Annotated in this window: 10 protein-coding genes, 1 tRNA gene and 2 rRNA genes (1 of these 13 only partly in view); 11 read left to right on the forward strand and 2 right to left on the reverse strand. The window is 58.3% G+C overall.

Features of this window, described 5'->3' with window-relative positions; genetic code table 11:
- The 3 genes from FGF54_RS13655 to FGF54_RS13665 form a co-directional block, all read left to right on the forward strand.
- Positions 1 to 1,972: ribosomal RNA gene (locus FGF54_RS13655) — 23S ribosomal RNA — on the forward strand (it extends 824 nt beyond the left edge of the window).
- A 391-nt stretch (positions 1,973 to 2,363) separates the two neighbouring features.
- Positions 2,364 to 2,478 (forward strand): 5S ribosomal RNA (gene rrf / locus FGF54_RS13660).
- Between the two features lie 126 nt (positions 2,479 to 2,604).
- Positions 2,605 to 2,681 (forward strand) — tRNA-Met (locus FGF54_RS13665).
- 399 nt (positions 2,682 to 3,080) lie between these two features.
- On the opposite strand, the gene FGF54_RS13670 is transcribed toward FGF54_RS13665, so the two are convergent.
- The gene (locus FGF54_RS13670) at positions 3,081 to 4,265 is read right to left on the reverse strand and encodes a LysR family transcriptional regulator (RefSeq protein WP_142779945.1); all 1,185 of its coding nucleotides are present in this window, start codon (positions 4,263 to 4,265) and stop codon (positions 3,081 to 3,083) included.
- Between the two features lie 108 nt (positions 4,266 to 4,373).
- Here FGF54_RS13670 and FGF54_RS13675 point away from each other — a divergent pair, with 108 nt between their 5' ends.
- The 7 genes from FGF54_RS13675 to recQ all read left to right on the forward strand — a co-directional run bounded on the left by FGF54_RS13675 (position 4,374) and on the right by recQ (position 15,430).
- Entirely contained in the window at positions 4,374 to 5,756 is a 1,383-nt protein-coding gene (locus FGF54_RS13675) for a dihydroorotase family protein (RefSeq protein WP_142779946.1), read from the forward strand.
- Positions 5,756 to 6,994: a Zn-dependent hydrolase gene (locus tag FGF54_RS13680; RefSeq protein ID WP_142779947.1), complete on the forward strand. Its 1,239-nt coding sequence runs from the start codon at positions 5,756 to 5,758 to the stop codon at positions 6,992 to 6,994. Before FGF54_RS13675 ends, FGF54_RS13680 begins: the two co-directional genes overlap by 1 nt.
- A gap of 2 nt (positions 6,995 to 6,996) precedes the next feature.
- Positions 6,997 to 8,088, forward strand: coding sequence for a DUF917 family protein (locus tag FGF54_RS13685; protein WP_137039314.1), 1,092 nt, complete (start codon positions 6,997 to 6,999; stop codon positions 8,086 to 8,088).
- A gap of 2 nt (positions 8,089 to 8,090) precedes the next feature.
- Positions 8,091 to 9,749 (forward strand): urocanate hydratase, encoded by a 1,659-nt coding sequence (locus FGF54_RS13690; protein ID WP_142779948.1) that lies wholly within the window; start codon positions 8,091 to 8,093, stop codon positions 9,747 to 9,749.
- Between the two features lie 103 nt (positions 9,750 to 9,852).
- Complete coding sequence (locus tag FGF54_RS13695) at positions 9,853 to 11,160, forward strand: MFS transporter (protein ID WP_142779949.1); 1,308 nt, start codon at positions 9,853 to 9,855, stop codon at positions 11,158 to 11,160.
- Between the two features lie 142 nt (positions 11,161 to 11,302).
- Positions 11,303 to 12,967 carry a histidine ammonia-lyase gene (gene hutH, locus FGF54_RS13700; protein ID WP_142779950.1) on the forward strand — a complete coding sequence of 555 codons (1,665 nt, stop codon included), beginning with the start codon at positions 11,303 to 11,305 and terminating at the stop codon, positions 12,965 to 12,967.
- Positions 12,968 to 13,621: 654 nt separating this feature from the next.
- A complete protein-coding gene (gene recQ, locus FGF54_RS13705) occupies positions 13,622 to 15,430 on the forward strand; it encodes a DNA helicase RecQ (protein ID WP_142779951.1) in 1,809 nt (602 codons plus the stop codon).
- 56 nt (positions 15,431 to 15,486) lie between these two features.
- Here the strand turns inward: recQ and FGF54_RS13710 are convergent, their stop codons facing one another.
- Complete coding sequence (locus FGF54_RS13710) at positions 15,487 to 16,719, reverse strand: ROK family transcriptional regulator (RefSeq protein WP_020812694.1); 1,233 nt, start codon at positions 16,717 to 16,719, stop codon at positions 15,487 to 15,489.
- 264 nt (positions 16,720 to 16,983) lie between these two features.
- Here FGF54_RS13710 and FGF54_RS13715 point away from each other — a divergent pair, with 264 nt between their 5' ends.
- Positions 16,984 to 18,006: a sugar ABC transporter substrate-binding protein gene (locus FGF54_RS13715; RefSeq protein WP_080818485.1), complete on the forward strand. Its 1,023-nt coding sequence runs from the start codon at positions 16,984 to 16,986 to the stop codon at positions 18,004 to 18,006.
- Positions 18,007 to 18,051: the final 45 nt, after the last annotated feature.

An 18,051-nucleotide genomic window follows, 5' to 3' on the forward strand; every position in this document is an offset into this window, starting at 1 on the left:
TCAAACTCGGAAATAGCTGGTTCTCCGCGAAATCTATTTAGGTAGAGCGTCGACCGAATACCCTCGGGGGTAGAGCACTGGATGGGCTATGGGGACTCACCGTCTTACTGATCCTAACCAAACTCCGAATACCGAGGAGTACTAGTCGGCAGACACACGGCGGGTGCTAACGTCCGTCGTGAAAAGGGCAACAACCCTGACCTCCAGCTAAGGTCCCCAAGTCATGGCTAAGTGGGAAAGGATGTGAGGATCCCAAAACAACCAGGATGTTGGCTTAGAAGCAGCCATCATTTAAAGAAAGCGTAACAGCTCACTGGTCTAAATAAGGGTCTTTGCGCCGAAAATGTAACGGGGCTAAAGCCATGCACCGAAGCTGAGGATTTGCACTTTGTGCAAGTGGTAGCGGAGCGTTCCGTAAGTCTGTGAAGGCGGACCCGTGAGGGCTGCTGGAGATATCGGAAGTGCGAATGTTGACATGAGTAACGATAAAGGGAGTGAGAGACTCCCTCGCCGAAAGACCAAGGGTTCCTGCTTAAAGTTAATCTGAGCAGGGTTAGCCGGCCCTAAGACGAGGCGGACACGCGTAGTCGATGGGAACCACGTTAATATTCGTGGGCCTGGTGGTAGTGACGGATCTCGTGTGTTGTTCAACCTTATTGGATTGGTTGGGCGGCGAAGAGGTTCCAGGAAATAGCTCCACCGTATAGACCGTACCCGAAACCGACACAGGTGGTCAGGTAGAGTATACCAAGGCGCTTGAGAGAACTATGTTGAAGGAACTCGGCAAATTGCACGCGTAACTTCGGAAGAAGCGTGACCCTTTTGTACGCAAGTATGATGGGGTGGCACAGACCAGGGGGTAGCGACTGTTTATCAAAAACACAGGGCTCTGCGAAGTAGCAATACGACGTATAGGGTCTGACGCCTGCCCGGTGCTGGAAGGTTAAAGGGAGGGGTGCAAGCTCTGAACTGAAGCCCCAGTAAACGGCGGCCGTAACTATAACGGTCCTAAGGTAGCGAAATTCCTTGTCGGGTAAGTTCCGACCTGCACGAATGGCGTAACGACTTCCCCGCTGTCTCCAACATAGACTCAGTGAAATTGAATTCCCCGTGAAGATGCGGGGTTCCTGCGGTCAGACGGAAAGACCCCGTGCACCTTTACTATAGCTTTACACTGGCATTCGCCAAGGCATGTGTAGGATAGGTGGTAGGCTTTGAAGCAGGGACGCCAGTTTCTGTGGAGCCATCCTTGAAATACCACCCTTATCTTCGTGGATGTCTAACCGCGGTCCGTTATCCGGATCCGGGACAGTGTATGGTGGGTAGTTTGACTGGGGCGGTCGCCTCCGAAAGAGTAACGGAGGCGCGCGATGGTTAGCTCAGACCGGTCGGAAATCGGTCGTCGAGTGCAATGGCATAAGCTAGCCTGACTGCGAGACTGACAAGTCGAGCAGAGACGAAAGTCGGTCATAGTGATCCGGTGGTCCCGTGTGGAAGGGCCATCGCTCAACGGATAAAAGGTACGCCGGGGATAACAGGCTGATGACCCCCAAGAGTCCATATCGACGGGGTTGTTTGGCACCTCGATGTCGACTCATCGCATCCTGGGGCTGGAGCAGGTCCCAAGGGTATGGCTGTTCGCCATTTAAAGCGGTACGTGAGTTGGGTTCAGAACGTCGTGAGACAGTTCGGTCCCTATCTGCCGTGGGTGTAGGAATATTGACAGGATCTGTCCCTAGTACGAGAGGACCGGGATGGACGTATCTCTGGTGGATCTGTTGTCCTGCCAAGGGCATAGCAGAGTAGCTATATACGGAATGGATAACCGCTGAAGGCATCTAAGCGGGAAACCAACCTGAAAACGAGTGTTCCCTATCAGAGCCGTGGAAGACGACCACGTCGATAGGACGGGTGTGGAAGCACAGCAATGTGTGAAGCTTACCGTTACTAATAGCTCGATCGACTTCTTCGTTCCCATTGAATATGTTCATCAAGCCAAGCTTGATGACATCATCTTCTGTCCTCACGGGCCAAAGGCCCTGCGGACGGCGCGCCAAACGATTGGCGACGGACTAGCGTCCTGTATGGCTGCCTAGCTCGATCTCGAGCAAGGCAGGCAAACGGACAAGTCAGAGAAAGACGTGTAAATTAAATAGAGCCTTGGCTCTCCAGCTTCTCGAACAACAGTCATGTGAAAACATGAACTAGGTTGCTTTGGCCACCTGGTCCCTCATATCAGAGGTGACCGTATGGCCGATTGGCGTCCCCCGTGAGCGACAAGCGAACGGGATAAGGCATGCCAATCCAATAAAGAGCAACATATGTTCATGCGTCCCGCATGAACATATGTTGCGTTTTGCCGACCTGGTGGTTATCGCGGGGCGGCTGCACCCGTTCCCATTCCGAACACGGCCGTGAAACGCCCCAGCGCCAATGGTACTTCGTCTCAAGACGCGGGAGAGTAGGTCGCTGCCAGGTCTGCAAAACGCAACACAAAATCTTCTCACTCACAAAAGGGCCACAAAGCCCAAATCAAAAGGCCGCAAATGCGGCCTTTATGCTATAATAAAACCAAACCTATTTTGCAGACGCAAAACCGGATAACGCGGGGTGGAGCAGCCCGGTAGCTCGTCAGGCTCATAACCTGAAGGCCGCAGGTTCAAATCCTGCCCCCGCAACCAAACATCCAAAACTCCCGTAGCTAACGCTACGGGAGTTTTTTTGTTTCTCGCGAGCCTATAGAGACGAAAAACTCACGATCGCCGGGAAATGAGGCCGGCAAGCCAGTACTGGATCTGTGAGGTGGACGGGTTCTCGACTAAGACATCGACGTCGCGATCGTTCGCGTGCTTTCAGGAACTGGCGCGAGCGACACTTGGACAGCCCGAAGCTCAACTGACTGACATCAGCGCCGTGATGGCAAAAATAGAAGAGGTAGTGTCGAGCTTGACCAAGCCTGAAGACAGGCTTCCCATGACCGTCCTCTATTTCTCTTGCAAGTTCATTGCGCCCGAAGCCGACCGCTCGGCAAAGTAATAGATATGAATCCGAGTTGCAGGAGCCGAGCTTACCAGCCACCGTTAGTTCGTTATATCAAGCAGCTGAAGAACGCGCTGCGACATATATGTACCTCTGTCATCGGCGCGCCAGGCCAATAGCAATGGAACGGAAAATGTCATCGGCAATGGGATTCTCGTTACCTTGGGGGAGGTTATTCCCACGCTGGACGGCAATATCGAACAATATCCGTGGCCGACAATCAGTTGCACTGCCACCGGTATGCTGTCGATCTCAATCAACTGCACCTTTGATAGCCACGTTGGTCCAAGCAGATGCTCGAGAAAGCTTTCTGCGGTCTGACGCAGCCCGGAGGCGCGGGAAGGCAGTACCAGACGGTGCTTGAGGATCGCCTCGCGCACCCGTGACGGCGAATCTGCATCCGTCAGTTCAGGTGCTTCATGCTGCAGGAAACATGAAAGGTGGCTGCGCAGAACCTCACGGCTGCGCAGGCGGGAATTGTTGACTGGCATGTCGACAAGGACTGCATCGTACCGCTGCTGTTCAAGTCCTTCCAGCAGACTGTCTGCAAGTCCGGGCTGCATTAGTAGCGGTGTGTCGAAACGCCGTGCCCAGTTGGCGGCAATGCGCGCCAGAATAATTGCTGACGGGCTGTCCGTCGTTGCGGGAGGAATGCCGCCGAACGACCAATGCCGCAAATGCCGCTTGAAACGCAGGGCGGATGTGGAGTCCAGCGCAGCCCAAATATCGCGTAATTTGTGGACGTGGGGCGATATGCGCAGCCCCTCGGGCGATGCGCGCGAGCCGCTGCGGGTCCGTTCAAAAAGCCGGACGCCCAGATTGTCCTCCAGCATCGCCATCATCCGCGTCAACTGCGGTTGCCCGATTTGAAGCCTCAATGCGGATTTACGGATCGAGCCCGATTCGAGAATGTCCGCGAAGCGGAAGAGTGCAATCAGCGACACGCCTCTCTGATAAATATCTTTCGCATGGTCATCGCCACACGCGCCATGGATCGCGAAGATTTCATGGGCGGCCTGCGCGAGATAAGGGCTAAGTCTCCCGCCTTCCGCCGTCAGGATCAGGCCTTTTGCGCCCTGCACGAAAAGCTTGACGGAGAGGGCGGTTTCCAGGCGGCTGACGGCATCCGATACGGTTGAAACCGGAATCCCCGTTGTATTGGACGTAAGGTGGATGCCGCCGAGCCGAACCACCTGGTCACATAAAAGAATCGTCGAAACCTTCACTGCCTACGCCTCGTCTTGGCCTTCCCATTTCGGCATCGTCTGTCCGGATTTTGGGATATACCACTAATTTAATTGTGCCTCATAGTCGAAATATGACAGGAGGACGACATGGCGGATTTCGATACGGTTTTGGCGGGGCGAGTCATTCTGACCGACCGCGAGATTTCTCGAGGTTTCGTGGCTATTCGCGAGGGGAAAACGGCACTCATCGGAGAGGGGCCCGCGCCGGCTGGACGAGAAAATCATGATTTCGGCACCGGCCTTATATTGCCTGGCGCCATTGATGCACAGGTGCACTCGCTGTCGCAGAAGGGGGCCGAAGGTTTTGCGGCCTCGACCCGTGCGGCGGCGGCGGGCGGCGTCACGACAATCGTGGACATGCCCTATGATGAGGGCAATCTCGTGTGTTCCGCCGAGGCTGTCAGGCGCAAGGTCGCGATGATCGACGCGGAGGCGCGCATCGACGTTGCGCTTTATGGCACCGTCGATCCGCAAGAGGGTTCCGCCCGCATTGCCGAACAGGCGGCGGCGGGAGTTTGCGCCTACAAGTTCTCGACTTTCGGCACGGATCCCCAACGCTTTCCGCGTATCCCACCTGCGCTGCTTCGCGCCTGTTTCGCCGAGATTGCAAAGACCGGGCTCGCCGCAGGCGTCCACAATGAGGACGACGCCTATGTCCGCGCCGCGATTTCCGAGGTCGAAGCATCCGGTATAACCGACTGGCGTGCGCACGGTCTGTCACGTCCCGAACTGGCCGAGACGCTGGCGATGCTGCAGATTTATGAAACCGGCGCCGAGACAGATTGCCCGGCGCATGTCGTCCATTGCTCCGTCAGTCGCGGTTACGAGATCGCCGAGATGTATCGCAGGAACGGCCGGTATTCCTCCGTCGAATGCTGCATTCACTATCTTGTTCTGGATGAGGAGAACGACGTCGCGCGGCTTGGCGGCAAGGCCAAGATCAACCCGCCGATACGCCCCCGCAAAGAAGTGGAGGCGATCTGGCACCATCTGGCGGAAGGGCGGGTGTCGATGGTGTCCACCGATCACGTGAGCTGGAGTGAGGACCGCAAGACCAATCCCGATATGCTGAAAAATGCCTCTGGCGTCCCGGGGCTGGAGGTGATGGTGCCGCTCTTCGTCAAGGGCGCGATCGCACGCGGCGTACCGCTGGTGTGGGCGGCCCGGCTGATGGCCGAAAATCCGGCCCGGCATTTTCGTCTGGATCACCAGAAAGGCGGGTTGCAGGTCGGGCGTGACGCTGACGTCATGGTGCTCGTCGATCGGCCCGTGGTGTATGACGCAGCCACCAGTCCTCACTCCATTGCGGGGTGGTCGCCTTATCACGGCATGGAACTGCCCTGGACGGTCGCAGCCACCTGGCGGCGAGGCGAGATGGTCTTTGACGGTGAAAACGTGCTGGCTGCGCCGGGAACCGGCATTTTTGTGCGGCCGCCCGAAACACTTGGTCTGCGCAAGGTGCTGTTGTGATGCGCCGCAATCTCGATGCGTCAATAAAGGACATAGAAGCGGATCTCGACGCACTGGCGCAGATTACTGATCCGGAACGTCCCTGGACCCGCCGCGCCTTCTCGCCCCGTTTCGATGAAGGGCGCAACTATCTTCGGCGGCGTTTCCTGGGTGTAGGATTGAATGTCTCGACGGATGCGGGCGGGAACCTGATCGGCCGCCGCGAAGGCACCGAGCCGCAGGCCGGAACGATCATGCTGGGTTCGCATTCCGACACTGTGCCGGACGGCGGACGTTTCGATGGCGTTGCCGGTGTCGTCGTTGCATTGGAGGTCGCACGCATTCTTTCCCGGCGCGGTGTTGCCTTGCGGCACAACCTGGCCGTCGTCGATTTTCTTGCTGAAGAAGTCTCCATTTTCGGGGTTTCCTGCATCGGTTCGCGAGCAATGGCGGGCGTTCTGCCGCAGGACTGGCTGAGGCGTATCAGTGACGGGCGCGATCTGGCGACGGCCATACGTGATGTGGGCGGCAAGCCGGAAAGTCTTGAAGCTCCCTTGGCTGATGACCTGAAGGCCTTTCTGGAACTGCACATCGAGCAGGGGCCGGTTCTCGAACGGGAAAAGATTGCGCTTGGGGTGGTGACGACCATTGTCGGCATCAATCGCGTCGAGATCGAGGTTAAGGGTCGTCCCGATCATGCCGGCACGACCCCGATGGGGTTGCGCGCGGATGCCCTCGTCGCTGCGGCGCGGATCGTGAGTGAGATCGAGCGGTACGCGACGGAGCTTTCCGGTGGTCCCGGACATTTTACCGCAACTGTGGGCGAGTTCGAAATCTCCCCCAACGCCGCCAATGTGGTGCCAGGCCGGGTCCGCATGCTGGTCGATATCCGCGCCGAGCGGGCCGAGGACAAGGAAGCATTCGTATCCTGGCTGACGGGACTTGACGCGGACGGCGAAAACACGATTGAGGCGCGGCTGATTTCCGCCAATCCCGGCATGCAGATGGATGATGGATTGCAAGAGATGCTGGCAAAGGCCGCCGACGGGCTGGACACGCCCTATCGAAAGATGGTGTCGGGTGCAGGCCATGACGCGGCATTCATGACACGGCTGTGTCCTTCGGCGATGCTCTTCATCCCTTGCCGCGACGGCCGTTCCCATTGCCCGGAAGAATGGGCCGATGCAGCCGATCTCGCTTTGGCGGCTGAAGTTCTGGCGAACACGATTATGGAATTGGACAGAAAAAGGGAGGGCTGAAAGTGGCCAGAATTCTGACGGAGAAGGATGTGGAACCCGCGGTGCGGGGAGGCGCGGTCTATGCGGCAGGGGGTGGCGGCTGGGTCCACCACGGACGGATGCTGGGCTATGCCGCAGTGAACGCCGGTGCGCCTGAACTCGTCTCCATCGACGAATTGAACGAAGATGACTGGGTGGCGACGGCTGCCGCCATCGGTGCGCCGGCCTCCACGACGCCCTGGGAAATGCGGGGCGTGGATTATGTCAAGGCCGTGCAGCTTTTGCAGGATGAGCTTGGTGCGAAGGTCGCGGCCCTGATGATCGGGCAGAACGGCAAGTCCTCGACCCTCAACGCATGGCTGCCTTCGGCGATCCTTGGCTGCAAGGTGCTGGACGCGGTGGGTGACATGCGTGCCCATCCGACCGGCGACATGGGGGCGATCGGCATGGCCGGAAAACCGGACCAGTCGATCCAGACGGCCGTCGGCGGAAATCGCGACCAGAATCGCTATATCGAACTCGTAACGCGTGGCGCAACCGGCCGCATCTCTCCCATCCTGCGCACGGCCTCCGACATGTCGGGCGGTTTCATCGCCTCGGCCCGCAATCCGGTTCGCGCCGGCTACGTCGCGAAAAATGCGGCGCTCGGCGGAATTTCCAAGGCGCTGGAGCTTGGTCACGCAATCCTCGCCGCCGAGCCTCGAGGGCATGCGGCAGTCCTCGATGCGATCCTTGCGACCACGGGCGGCAGGATCATGATTGAAGGAGAGATCACGGCGAAGGATGTCGTTTATACAAATGAGGCTTTCGACGTCGGCACCGTCACCATCGGCAGGGGCGATGCGGCGCTGACCTTGCATGTGATGAACGAATACATGGCGGTCGATGCGGTCGATGGCCGTCGTCTCGCAACCTTTCCGGACGTCATCACCACATTGTCGCAGGAGATCGAGCCGCTGTCTGTCGGTGAGCTGAAAGTCGGCATGAAGATCCACTTGCTGCATGTCCCGAAGACCCTCATTCCGATCGGCGCGGGCCTGATGGACCCGGCGATCTATGTCCACCCCGAAAAGGTCATGGGTATCAACCTGACCAATTACGCATTGGAGGCCTGAAGATGCCGAGAGAGAATCCCCGCAATCCCGGCTTCCCGATCCCTTCAGGCCCAGAGCTTCGCGCGAAGGGCTGGCGGCAGGAAGCGCTGCTGCGCCTCATGGAAAATGTGCTGGCTGTCGGTGAAGACCCGGAAAATCTCGTCGTATACGCAGCACTCGGGAAGGCGGCGCGCAACAAGGCCGCATATGATGCCATCGTGCGTGCATTGACGACCATGGACGAGGATCAGACGCTCGTCATCCAGTCGGGAAAGCCGGTCGGCTTGATGAAGACTTCGACCGAGGCCCCGATGGTCATCATGGCCAATTGCAACATGGTCGGCCAATGGGCCAAGGCCGAGAATTTTTATGCTCTTGAACGCAAGGGCCTCATATGTTGGGGCGGCCTGACTGCGGGGGCATGGCAATATATCGGCTCGCAGGGCGTCATTCAGGGCACCTATGAAATCTTCATGCGTATTGCCGAACGCCGCTTCGGCGGCACGCTGAACGGGCGTTTCGTATTGACCGCGGGCCTTGGTGGCATGGGAGGCGCGCAGCCACTTGCCGGTCGCATGGCGGGCGCAGCCATCCTGTGCATAGAGATCAATCCGGAACGGGCCCGCACCCGCAAGGATATCGGCTATCTCGACGAGATTGCCGATGATCTCGATAGCGCGCTGGCGCGAATTGAAGAGGCCCGCGCCAAGGGTGAGGCGCTGTCCGTCGGACTTGTCGGCAATGCAGCGGAAATCTATCCCGAAATAGCTGCGCGCGGGATCATCCCGGATATCGTGACCGACCAGACCTCCGCCCACGATCTCGTTTATGGCTATATTCCAATCGGTTACGATCTGGAACGGGTACGCCGCCTGCGCAGCCAGAATCCGGATGAGCTGATCGAGGCCGGCAGGGTGTCGATTGCCAAACAGGTAACAGCCATGCTGGAATTCCAGCGGGCCGGCTCGGAGGTTTTCGACAATGGCAATCTGATCCGCACGCAGGCGCAGGCCGGTGGCGTTGCTGACGCCTTCGACATTCCGGTCTTCACCGAAGCCTATCTGCGCCCGCTTTTCTGCCGGGCGATTGGTCCCTTCCGCTGGATGGCCCTGTCGGGCGAGGCCTCGGACATTGCGCGGATAGACGAGCTGGTGCTGGAGATGTTTCCGGACAACAAGATCGTTACCAACTGGATTTCGCTGGCGCGCAAGTATGTTCCGTTCGAGGGGCTGCCGGCGCGCATCGCCTGGCTCGGCCATGGCGAAAGAAGTGCGCTTGCACGACGGGTCAACGCTCTGGTCGCTTCGGGCGAATTGAAGGGGCCGGTCGCCTTCTCTCGCGATCACCTCGATTCAGCGGGCATGGCGCATCCGAACATCATGACGGAGAACATGCTCGACGGTTCGGACGCCATCGCCGACTGGCCGCTTCTCGACGCGATGTTGCTCTGCGCTTCGCGTGCCGACCTCGTCGCGCTTCATTCCGGCGGCGGGGGATATGCGGGTTTCATGACCTCGGCAGGGGTCACGATCGTCGCTGATGGCACTAATGCGGCTGACGACCGGCTCTCGCAATCGCTCGATAACGATACGGGGCTCGGCGTCATCCGTTACGCGGATGCGGGCTATGCCGAGGCACAGGATGAAATTGCCAGCAAGGGCATAAATCACGTGCAGATCTGACAGGTCAAAGCGAGGAGACGCCATCAATCGCCACTAAGGGCGGAAAATTACGATCACCAATCAACACCGCCTGCCGGCACCGGCAGGCCAAGAGGGGACAATAATGGGAAAAACATATCAAAATTTGTCAGTGACACCGGCCAGACGGTCATCACCGGAGCGCGCCGTTGCAGCAGCATCGATAGGCAACGCCCTGGAATGGTATGACTTCACCGTCTATGCGCTGTTTGCAATCTACATCGCCCATAATTTCTTTCCCGGCGGCGATCACACGGTCGAACTCGTGAAAGCCTTTCTCGCCTTTGGGCTAGGCTTCGTGATCCGCCCCCTGGGAGCCATCGTGATCGGGGTCTATGGCGACAAGGCTGGTCGAAAGGCAGCACTGTTCCTGACCATCATGATCATGGCGGCGGGCACCCTGCTGATCGCGGTGGCGCCGACCTATGCCGCGATTGGTGTGGGAGCGCCGCTCATGATCCTTGCCGGACGAGTCCTTCAGGGCTTCTCTGCGGGCGGAGAAATCGGCGGAGCAGCCGCCTTTCTTGTTGAACATGCGCCAGCCGACAAAAAAGGAAAATATGCTTCCTGGCTGCAGGCAAGCATGGCGATTTCCAACATCATGGGTGCACTTGTCGCCTTTGCGGTTACCTCGCTTCTGACGGAGCAGGAGATCGGAGACTGGGGCTGGCGGATTCCGTTCTTCATTGGCGTACTGATCGCGCCGGTGGGCCTGTGGCTGCGCAAAACGCTGGACGAAACGCCGGCTTTTCAGGCCGAACAGGCAAGTCTGGAGAACCAGTCCGCCAAAACACCCCTGAAGCTCGTCTTCTCGGACTATTTCGGCCATCTGATCAAAGGCTTCGCTTTCTCGATCCTGTGGGCGGTTTGCGTCTATGTGCTGATCATCTACATGCCGATCTTCGTTCAGCGCGCTTTCGGTTTCAGCGCTTCGGAGGCTTTCACGGCATCGCTGATTGGCAACGTCTTCCTCGCGGTCGGTTGCGTCAGCGCCGGCAGCATTTCGGACAGGATCGGCCGGCGCTTGATGCTTACCATTGCCGCCGGCGCGATGCTGGTCGCGGTCTATCCCCTGATCTGGTGGCTGCAATCTTCGCCAACGCTGACGACGCTCATCATCGTGCAAAGCCTCTTCTGCATCATGGTCTCGGGATATGTCGGGGTCGCACCTGCAACCCTGTCCGAGGTTTTCCCGACGAATATCCGCACCACCGGCATGTCATTGGCCTACAATGCCGCCGTGACGATCTTCGGAGGATTTGCCCCGGCGACGCTGACCTGGCTTGGCAGCACGGGCATCGGTTATCACGCGCCCGGATTTTACGTCATGGCCGCGGCGTTCATATCGCTGATAGCGGTCCTGATCCTGCCGAAGCCGTATTCCACGAACTGAAGGAGATGGGCCGCTCAAGGCCCAGCTCCCCCAATTGCTCCACCCGTCATGTCTGGAAGTTTCCAATCGAAGCGAAGCCGTTTCGACGCCGGACAGTGCTGCAAACATGACGGCATAATAATAACCAACTCAAGGGAACATCATGTCTGTTAAAAACGGGACTATTCATCGCCTCTCCATTGTCACAGCTTTTGCGATGGTCGGGCTTACTGCTTCAAACGCACGGGCGGAACATTGGTCCATCGACGGCCAAAGCCTGACCGTGGAACAGGTCGTCGGCCTGGCGCGGGATGCCAGCGCCAAGATTACTCTCACCGAGAGCGCGGGGAAACGGATCGCCGAAGGCTTCGATCTGGTGATGGAGGCCGCCCTGCAGGGCAAGGCGGTCTATGGCCTGACGGTTGGCGTTGGCTGGAACAAGGATCGCCCAGTTTTCGCGATGAAGGACGGCAAGCGCGTGCTGGACGACGATCTGCTGAAACTGTCACGCGCTTTCAATTCGACATCCCTGCGCGCGCATGGCGCAGGCGTGGGCGAGCCGATGGCGGTCGAGGCCGTGAGGGCGGGCATGGCGATTCGTCTAAACCAGATTGCAACCGGCCGAACCGGCGTTCAGAGCGCCGTCGCGGAAATGTATCGACAGTTTCTGGAGCAGGGGATCACCCCGGTCGTTCCTTCACGCGGTTCTGTTGGCGAGGCGGATATCACCCTTGCCTCCCATATCGGTCTGGCGATGGTCGGCGAAGGGGAGGTCTTCACGAAGGGCAATCGCATTCCCGCAGCGCGTGCCCTGGCAGAGGCGGGCATCGCTCCGCTCGAGCCGGTTGGCAAGGATTTCCTTTCGATCCTCAGCACAAATGCGCTGACCGCCGGGCAGGCTGTCCTGCTGGCGCACGATACGGCGGGTTATCTCGAGAAGGAAGCCGTTGTCTTTGGTTTGGCACTGGAAGGTTTTAACGGCAATGTCGCCCCTTTCCTCGCGGCGACGAACGAGCTGCGCCCCTTTGCCGAAAACACATCCGGGGCACTGATGGTTCGCTCTGCCCTCGACGGCAGCTATCTCTGGTCACCCGCGAAGGATCGGGCACTGCAGGACCCGCTGTCTTATCGCACCATGGCCTATGTGCTTGGTGGAGCCGAAATTGCAACGCAGGATTTGACCAGGGCGCTGGAAATCCAGATCAATCACAGTGATGACAATCCGGGCGTGGTTGCGGGAGCCTCGGACGACAAGGCTTCCGGGCAGGTCTCCCAATATTTTATCGAGGGCGAGGTATCGGGAGCGATCTATCCGAGTGCGGGTTTTGAGATGCTGCCGGTGGCCTCAAGGGTTGAAGCACTGAACACGGCGCTGGTGCGTCTGTCACAGGCCATTACGATGCAGACGATCCGCTTCGAGAACCCGGATATAACACATCTTTCGCGGTTCCTTGCTGCTGAAACCAATCAAGGACATGCGTTTGGTGCGATCCAGAAGCCACTCGTCGCGCTTCTGGCCGAAAACCAGCAGATCGGCGCGCAGGCTCCCGTCGGCTCAATTGCGATGGCAGGAAATATCGAGGATCTGGACAGCCACGCACCGCTTTCGGTCGCCAATCTCGGCCGAATTCTGGATAACCTGTACTGGATGTCCTCGATCCAGTTGCTACATGCCGCGCAAGCCGTTGATCTGCGCAAGCCCGGGCAGTTGGGAGCGGGAACGAAAGCGCTGTTTGAAGATTATCGCAGAAATGTGCCCTTTGTGGCGACGGATCGAATATACACCAATGATTTCAATGAGGGCTATCGCTTTCTGAAGGCCCGTTGAGCGGCTGTTATATTGGTGTCGAACCAGATGAGAGGACCGATGTCTTCGGCCCCGTTTCGCAGAGCAGATACTCGATGCTGCGGCACGGCCCGAAGACCTCGGCCATCCCTATTCGTGAGGAGCTCTATATGGGATGCGTGCTTCGGGTTCCTCTCGTCGGTATTGGCTTCTCTACAGCGCGATTGATCTTAACGGCAAGCCACCGCTCCATGCCATGTGAAGATTAAAGAAATCATGCTGCAGAATTCGGCGAAAACTCGCATTCGCCGATCAAATCTGGCTCGTCTCTCCGGTCAAACATTATATCCAATCACCATCGTTACGAACGCCTGATGGATACCTTCTTGAGGACGCGCCCATTTTTTGTTGTCGGAGGAGAAGACGCCGATGCGCTCCAAACGCCTTCAGCCGTACCCTTCCCTCTTGTTAAAAAGTAACATACGCAACAGGTTGGGATTTTTGCCGAAGATAATAATCTGGTGCTATGAGGTCTGATTCTCTCTCAAGAGTGTCACTCTTGCTTTCGTCGGCGCTTGCGAAGGAATCACAAGCTCAATCACGCTCCTACTTCCACGGCCAACTCTATCTTCGGCATTGCCATGGACCACAAAACCGTGATGATGCACAATCATTCCCCTTCGGACAAAAAACGCCGTGACCGCTGATTCCTTGCATATCCTCAAGACCGTCTATGGCTACGATGCGTTTCGCGGGCGGCAGGCTGACATCATTCGGCATGTAATGGCGGGAAACAATGCCTTCGTTTTGATGCCGACGGGCGGTGGAAAGTCGCTTTGTTACCAGATCCCGGCGCTTGCTCGTAATGGCATGGGGTTGATCGTCTCGCCGCTCATCGCACTGATGGTCGATCAGGTCGCTGCTTTGCGTCAGGCCGGTGTGCGGGCCGAAGCTCTCAATTCCGATCTTTCCCCGGAAGAGCGGCGCGCGCTTTGGCGCGACATGCGGGCCGGCAAGGTCGATATTCTTTATGCCGCGCCGGAAACCCTGCTCAAGCCAGATGTCCTCGATGCGTTGCAATCCATCGACCTGTCGCTGATCGCGGTCGACGAGGCTCATTGCCTTTCACAATGGGGGCATGATTTCCGGCCGCCCTACCGCCAGTTAGACACGCTGATCGAGCGTTTTCCCGATACGCCGCGCATGGCGTTGACGGCGACGGCCGACGAGCCCACGCGCGCCGAAATTCTCGGTCACCTGGGGATTGAAGAGCACGATGCCTTCATCGCCGGGTTCGACAGGCCTAATATCCGCTATGCGATCATGGAGAAGGATAATCCCCGCGCGCAGTTGAAGCGCTTTTTGAAGGATCGCGACGGTGAGAGCGGTATCGTCTATTGCCTTTCCAAACGCAAAGTGGACGAAACGGCGGCATGGCTGCGGGAGGAGGGTCGCGATGCGCTACCCTATCACGCTGGCATGGACAAGGCCGCCCGTGAGGAGAACCAGACCCGTTTCCAGCACGGCGAGGCGGTCATCATTGTCGCGACCGTCGCTTTCGGCATGGGCATAGACAAGCCGGATGTGCGCTTCGTGGTTCATATCGACCTGCCCGGCAGCATCGAGGCCTATTATCAGGAAACGGGCCGAGCCGGTCGTGATGGTCTGCCGTCGGACGTGCTCATGCTCTACGGCTACGAAGATATTGCCCTGCGCAATCGTTTCATCGAAGAATCCGATGCTGCGGACCAACGCAAATATATGGAGCGCCAGAAGCTCGATGCGCTGCTCGGCCTCGCAGAAACGGCCGGTTGCCGCCGGCAGGTTCTGCTCTCCTATTTCGGCGACCGGTGTGAGCCCTGCGGCAATTGCGATACCTGCGCCGAGCCGCCGGACCTGTTTGACGGGGCCATCGCCGCGCAGAAACTTCTGTCCTGTATTTATCGCACGGGTGAACGTTTCGGCCAGGCCTACGTCATCCGGGTATTACTGGGTGTCGAGGACGAGCGGATTGCCCGCTTCGGACATGATCGAATCACCACCTACGGGATAGGCAAGGAGCATGACAACCGCACATGGCGCGCCATCCTGCGTCAGCTGGTTGCGTTACGCATGATTGAAGTGGATCTGTCGGGACATGGCGGCCTGTCCATCTCCGAGGATGGACGGCGGTTCCTGCGCGAAAAACCGGCATTGATGCTGAGGATACCATCCGCTCCCCGTTCCGCACGGCAGCAGACGCCCCGCAACACGGTATCGACGGTCTTGCCGGAATCCGATCGCAGTCTTTTCGAGGCACTGCGTGCGAAGCGCATGGAAATTGCCCGGGCACAGAACGTTCCACCCTACGTGATTTTCCACGACAAGACCCTCATAGAACTTGCGACGGCAAAACCGGCCTCGGCGAAGGAAATGGCTGGGATTCCCGGCGTCGGCGACACCAAGCTCGAGCGATACGGACCTGCTTTTCTGGCGGCGATCATGCAGCACGCCGCTGGCGAATGACCGGCAGATATCCAAATTAATAGCCGAGTAATAAAACCGCAGGGCGTTGCGAAGGCTCAGCCGGTCGTGTCCTTGAACAGGACGTTCTGATCGATGAGATAGCGCGAAAACAGGGGCAGGCTCGCGCCGCCGATTGCCCGCGCCTGGCTACCGACCGCGCCTTCGATGATGTCAGGCACTGTGACACCCTGCAGATCGTGGTGTTTAAGGGCAAGGCGGGTGGCGGCGACGATCCTTGTTCTGACCCAGTCGGGAAAACCGCCATCGATGATGACGCTCGAAAAATCGATGATGGAGGCGGCGGCAATGACGGCCTGCGCCAGCGCCGCGGCTGTTTTCCTGATCCAGCTTTCCAGCGGCTCGCCGAAATCGATCCACTCGTCCGGAGAAAACCACAGGGGGCGCGGATCGATACCCTTTTCGCGCAGCATGTTTTCCAGAACAAAGATCGACGCGATTTTCAGAAGCTGGACGGTATTGCCATCCTGCCCCTGCACCGGCAGGGGGCCGATGGCGCCGGCCGTTCCCGTCTTTCCGGAAAATAGCGCCGAATTCAAAACGACGCCGCCGCCTATAAAGGAGCCGATGAAGACGTAAAGAAAATCCGGATAGTGCTGGCCTGCGCCAAAAACCAGTTCGGCGCCGCAGGCGCTGGTCGCGTCGTTCTGCAGAAAAACCGGATAGCTGACGTTTTCGGCAATTTCCGACCGGATATCGACTCCCCGCCATCTCTCCATTTCAATCTGTGGAGCGCCCACTTCCTGCGCCCAGTTCCACAATTCAAATGGAGCGGCGATGCCGACGCCGGCAATTTTCTCCCGCTCGGCAGGGGAAAGCTTCGATTCGAGTTCCGTTATGCCGTCGATTACGAAGGGTAGTATCCATTCCGGAAGAGGGTAGGGGTAGGTTCTGCGCAGCTTGAGCCTGATCCGGCCGACAAAATCCATCAGCACGAGATCGACGCTGCGTCGGCCGATCTTCACACCGAAAGAAAAGACGGCGTCGGGATTAAGCCGCATCGGCGTCGATGGCTGGCCGACTTTGCCGCGCAACCTTTCACCGCGAATGAGAAGCCCGTCCTTTTCAAGCGAGCGCATGATGACCGAGACGGTCTGCGCTGAAAGGCCGCAAAGTCTTGATATCTCAGCTTTTGACAGTCCGCCGTGACGGCGAACGAGCGAGAGCACGAGCCGCTCATTATAAGCGCGCACTCCGATCTGGTTGGCGCCGCCGCTTATATCCATGGTGGTGGGCGGCGCCGGCGGCGCCGTCTCGACAGATTGTCTCATAGTGTCATCCTCCCGCCCGCCCTATCCGCCGCGACCGATACAGCAGGCTTTATGGCAATCTTGCTATCGCAACGTTAAACGACGTGGCGATATTCCTCCCTGCCGCATATTAGAATGCCATACGGAATTAATAATTCAATCGGATTTATTTATTGACAGGCGTTTCCTTTGGTGGTTCCATCTGAGCCAACGGTCGTCGATCTCGGAGGAGACGGGATCGTCGGGTAACCGTCACGGTGCTCAAATATCCATTGGGAGGATCTCATGAAGACCACTGTTTCCGCTCTTCTGGGCGCGCTTGCGCTTGGCGTTTCTTTCGCTTCCGTTGCGTCTGCGGCCGATACCTCGGTTTGCCTCATCACCAAAACCGATACCAATCCCTTTTTCGTCAAGATGAAAGAAGGCGCGACCGCCAAGGCTAAAGAACTTGGTGTGACGCTGAAATCCTATGCCGGCAAGATCGACGGCGATTCCGAAAGCCAGGTAGCCGCCATCGAGACCTGCATTGCCGATGGCGCCAAGGGTATTCTGATCACCGCATCGGACACCAAGGGCATCGTTCCGGCCGTGCAAAAGGCGCGTGACGCCGGTCTTCTGGTCATCGCCCTCGACACACCGCTCGAGCCTGTCGATGCCGCTGATTCCACCTTCGCCACCGACAACCTTCTGGCTGGTGAGCTGATCGGTAAATGGGCCGCCGGCAGCCTCGGCGACAAGGCCAAGGATGCGAAGATCGCCTTCCTCAACCTCACCCCCTCCCAGCCGACGGTGGATGTGCTGCGGAACCAGGGCTTCATGAAGGGCTTTGGAATCGACGTGAAGGACATCAACAAGATCGGCGATGAAAACGATCCACGCATCGTTGGCCATGATATCACCAATGGTAACGAAGAAGGCGGTCGCGCGGCGATGGAAAATCTGCTGCAGAAAGACCCGACCATCAATGTCGTCCACACCATCAACGAACCTGCGGCAGCCGGCGCTTATGAGGCGCTGAAGGCGGTTGGCCGTGAAAAGGATGTTCTGATCGTTTCCGTCGATGGCGGTTGCCCGGGCGTCAAGAACGTGGCGGAAGGCGTGATCGGCGCGACCTCGCAGCAATATCCGCTGCTGATGGCGGCTCTCGGCGTCGAAGCCGTCAAGAAGTTTGCCGACACGGGTGAAAAGCCGAAGCCGACCGAAGGCAAGAACTTCGTCGATACCGGCGTGACGCTGGTAACCGACAAGCCGGTCAAGGGCCTCGACTCGATCGATACGAAGGAAGGTCTCAACAAGTGCTGGGGCTGATGCCTCACCGTTGAAACCCGCGGGGGCATTCGTGCCCCCGCCCTT

Source organism: Agrobacterium sp. T29, from assembly GCF_006970545.1.
Taxonomy (GTDB): Bacteria; Pseudomonadota; Alphaproteobacteria; order Rhizobiales; family Rhizobiaceae; genus Agrobacterium; species Agrobacterium leguminum.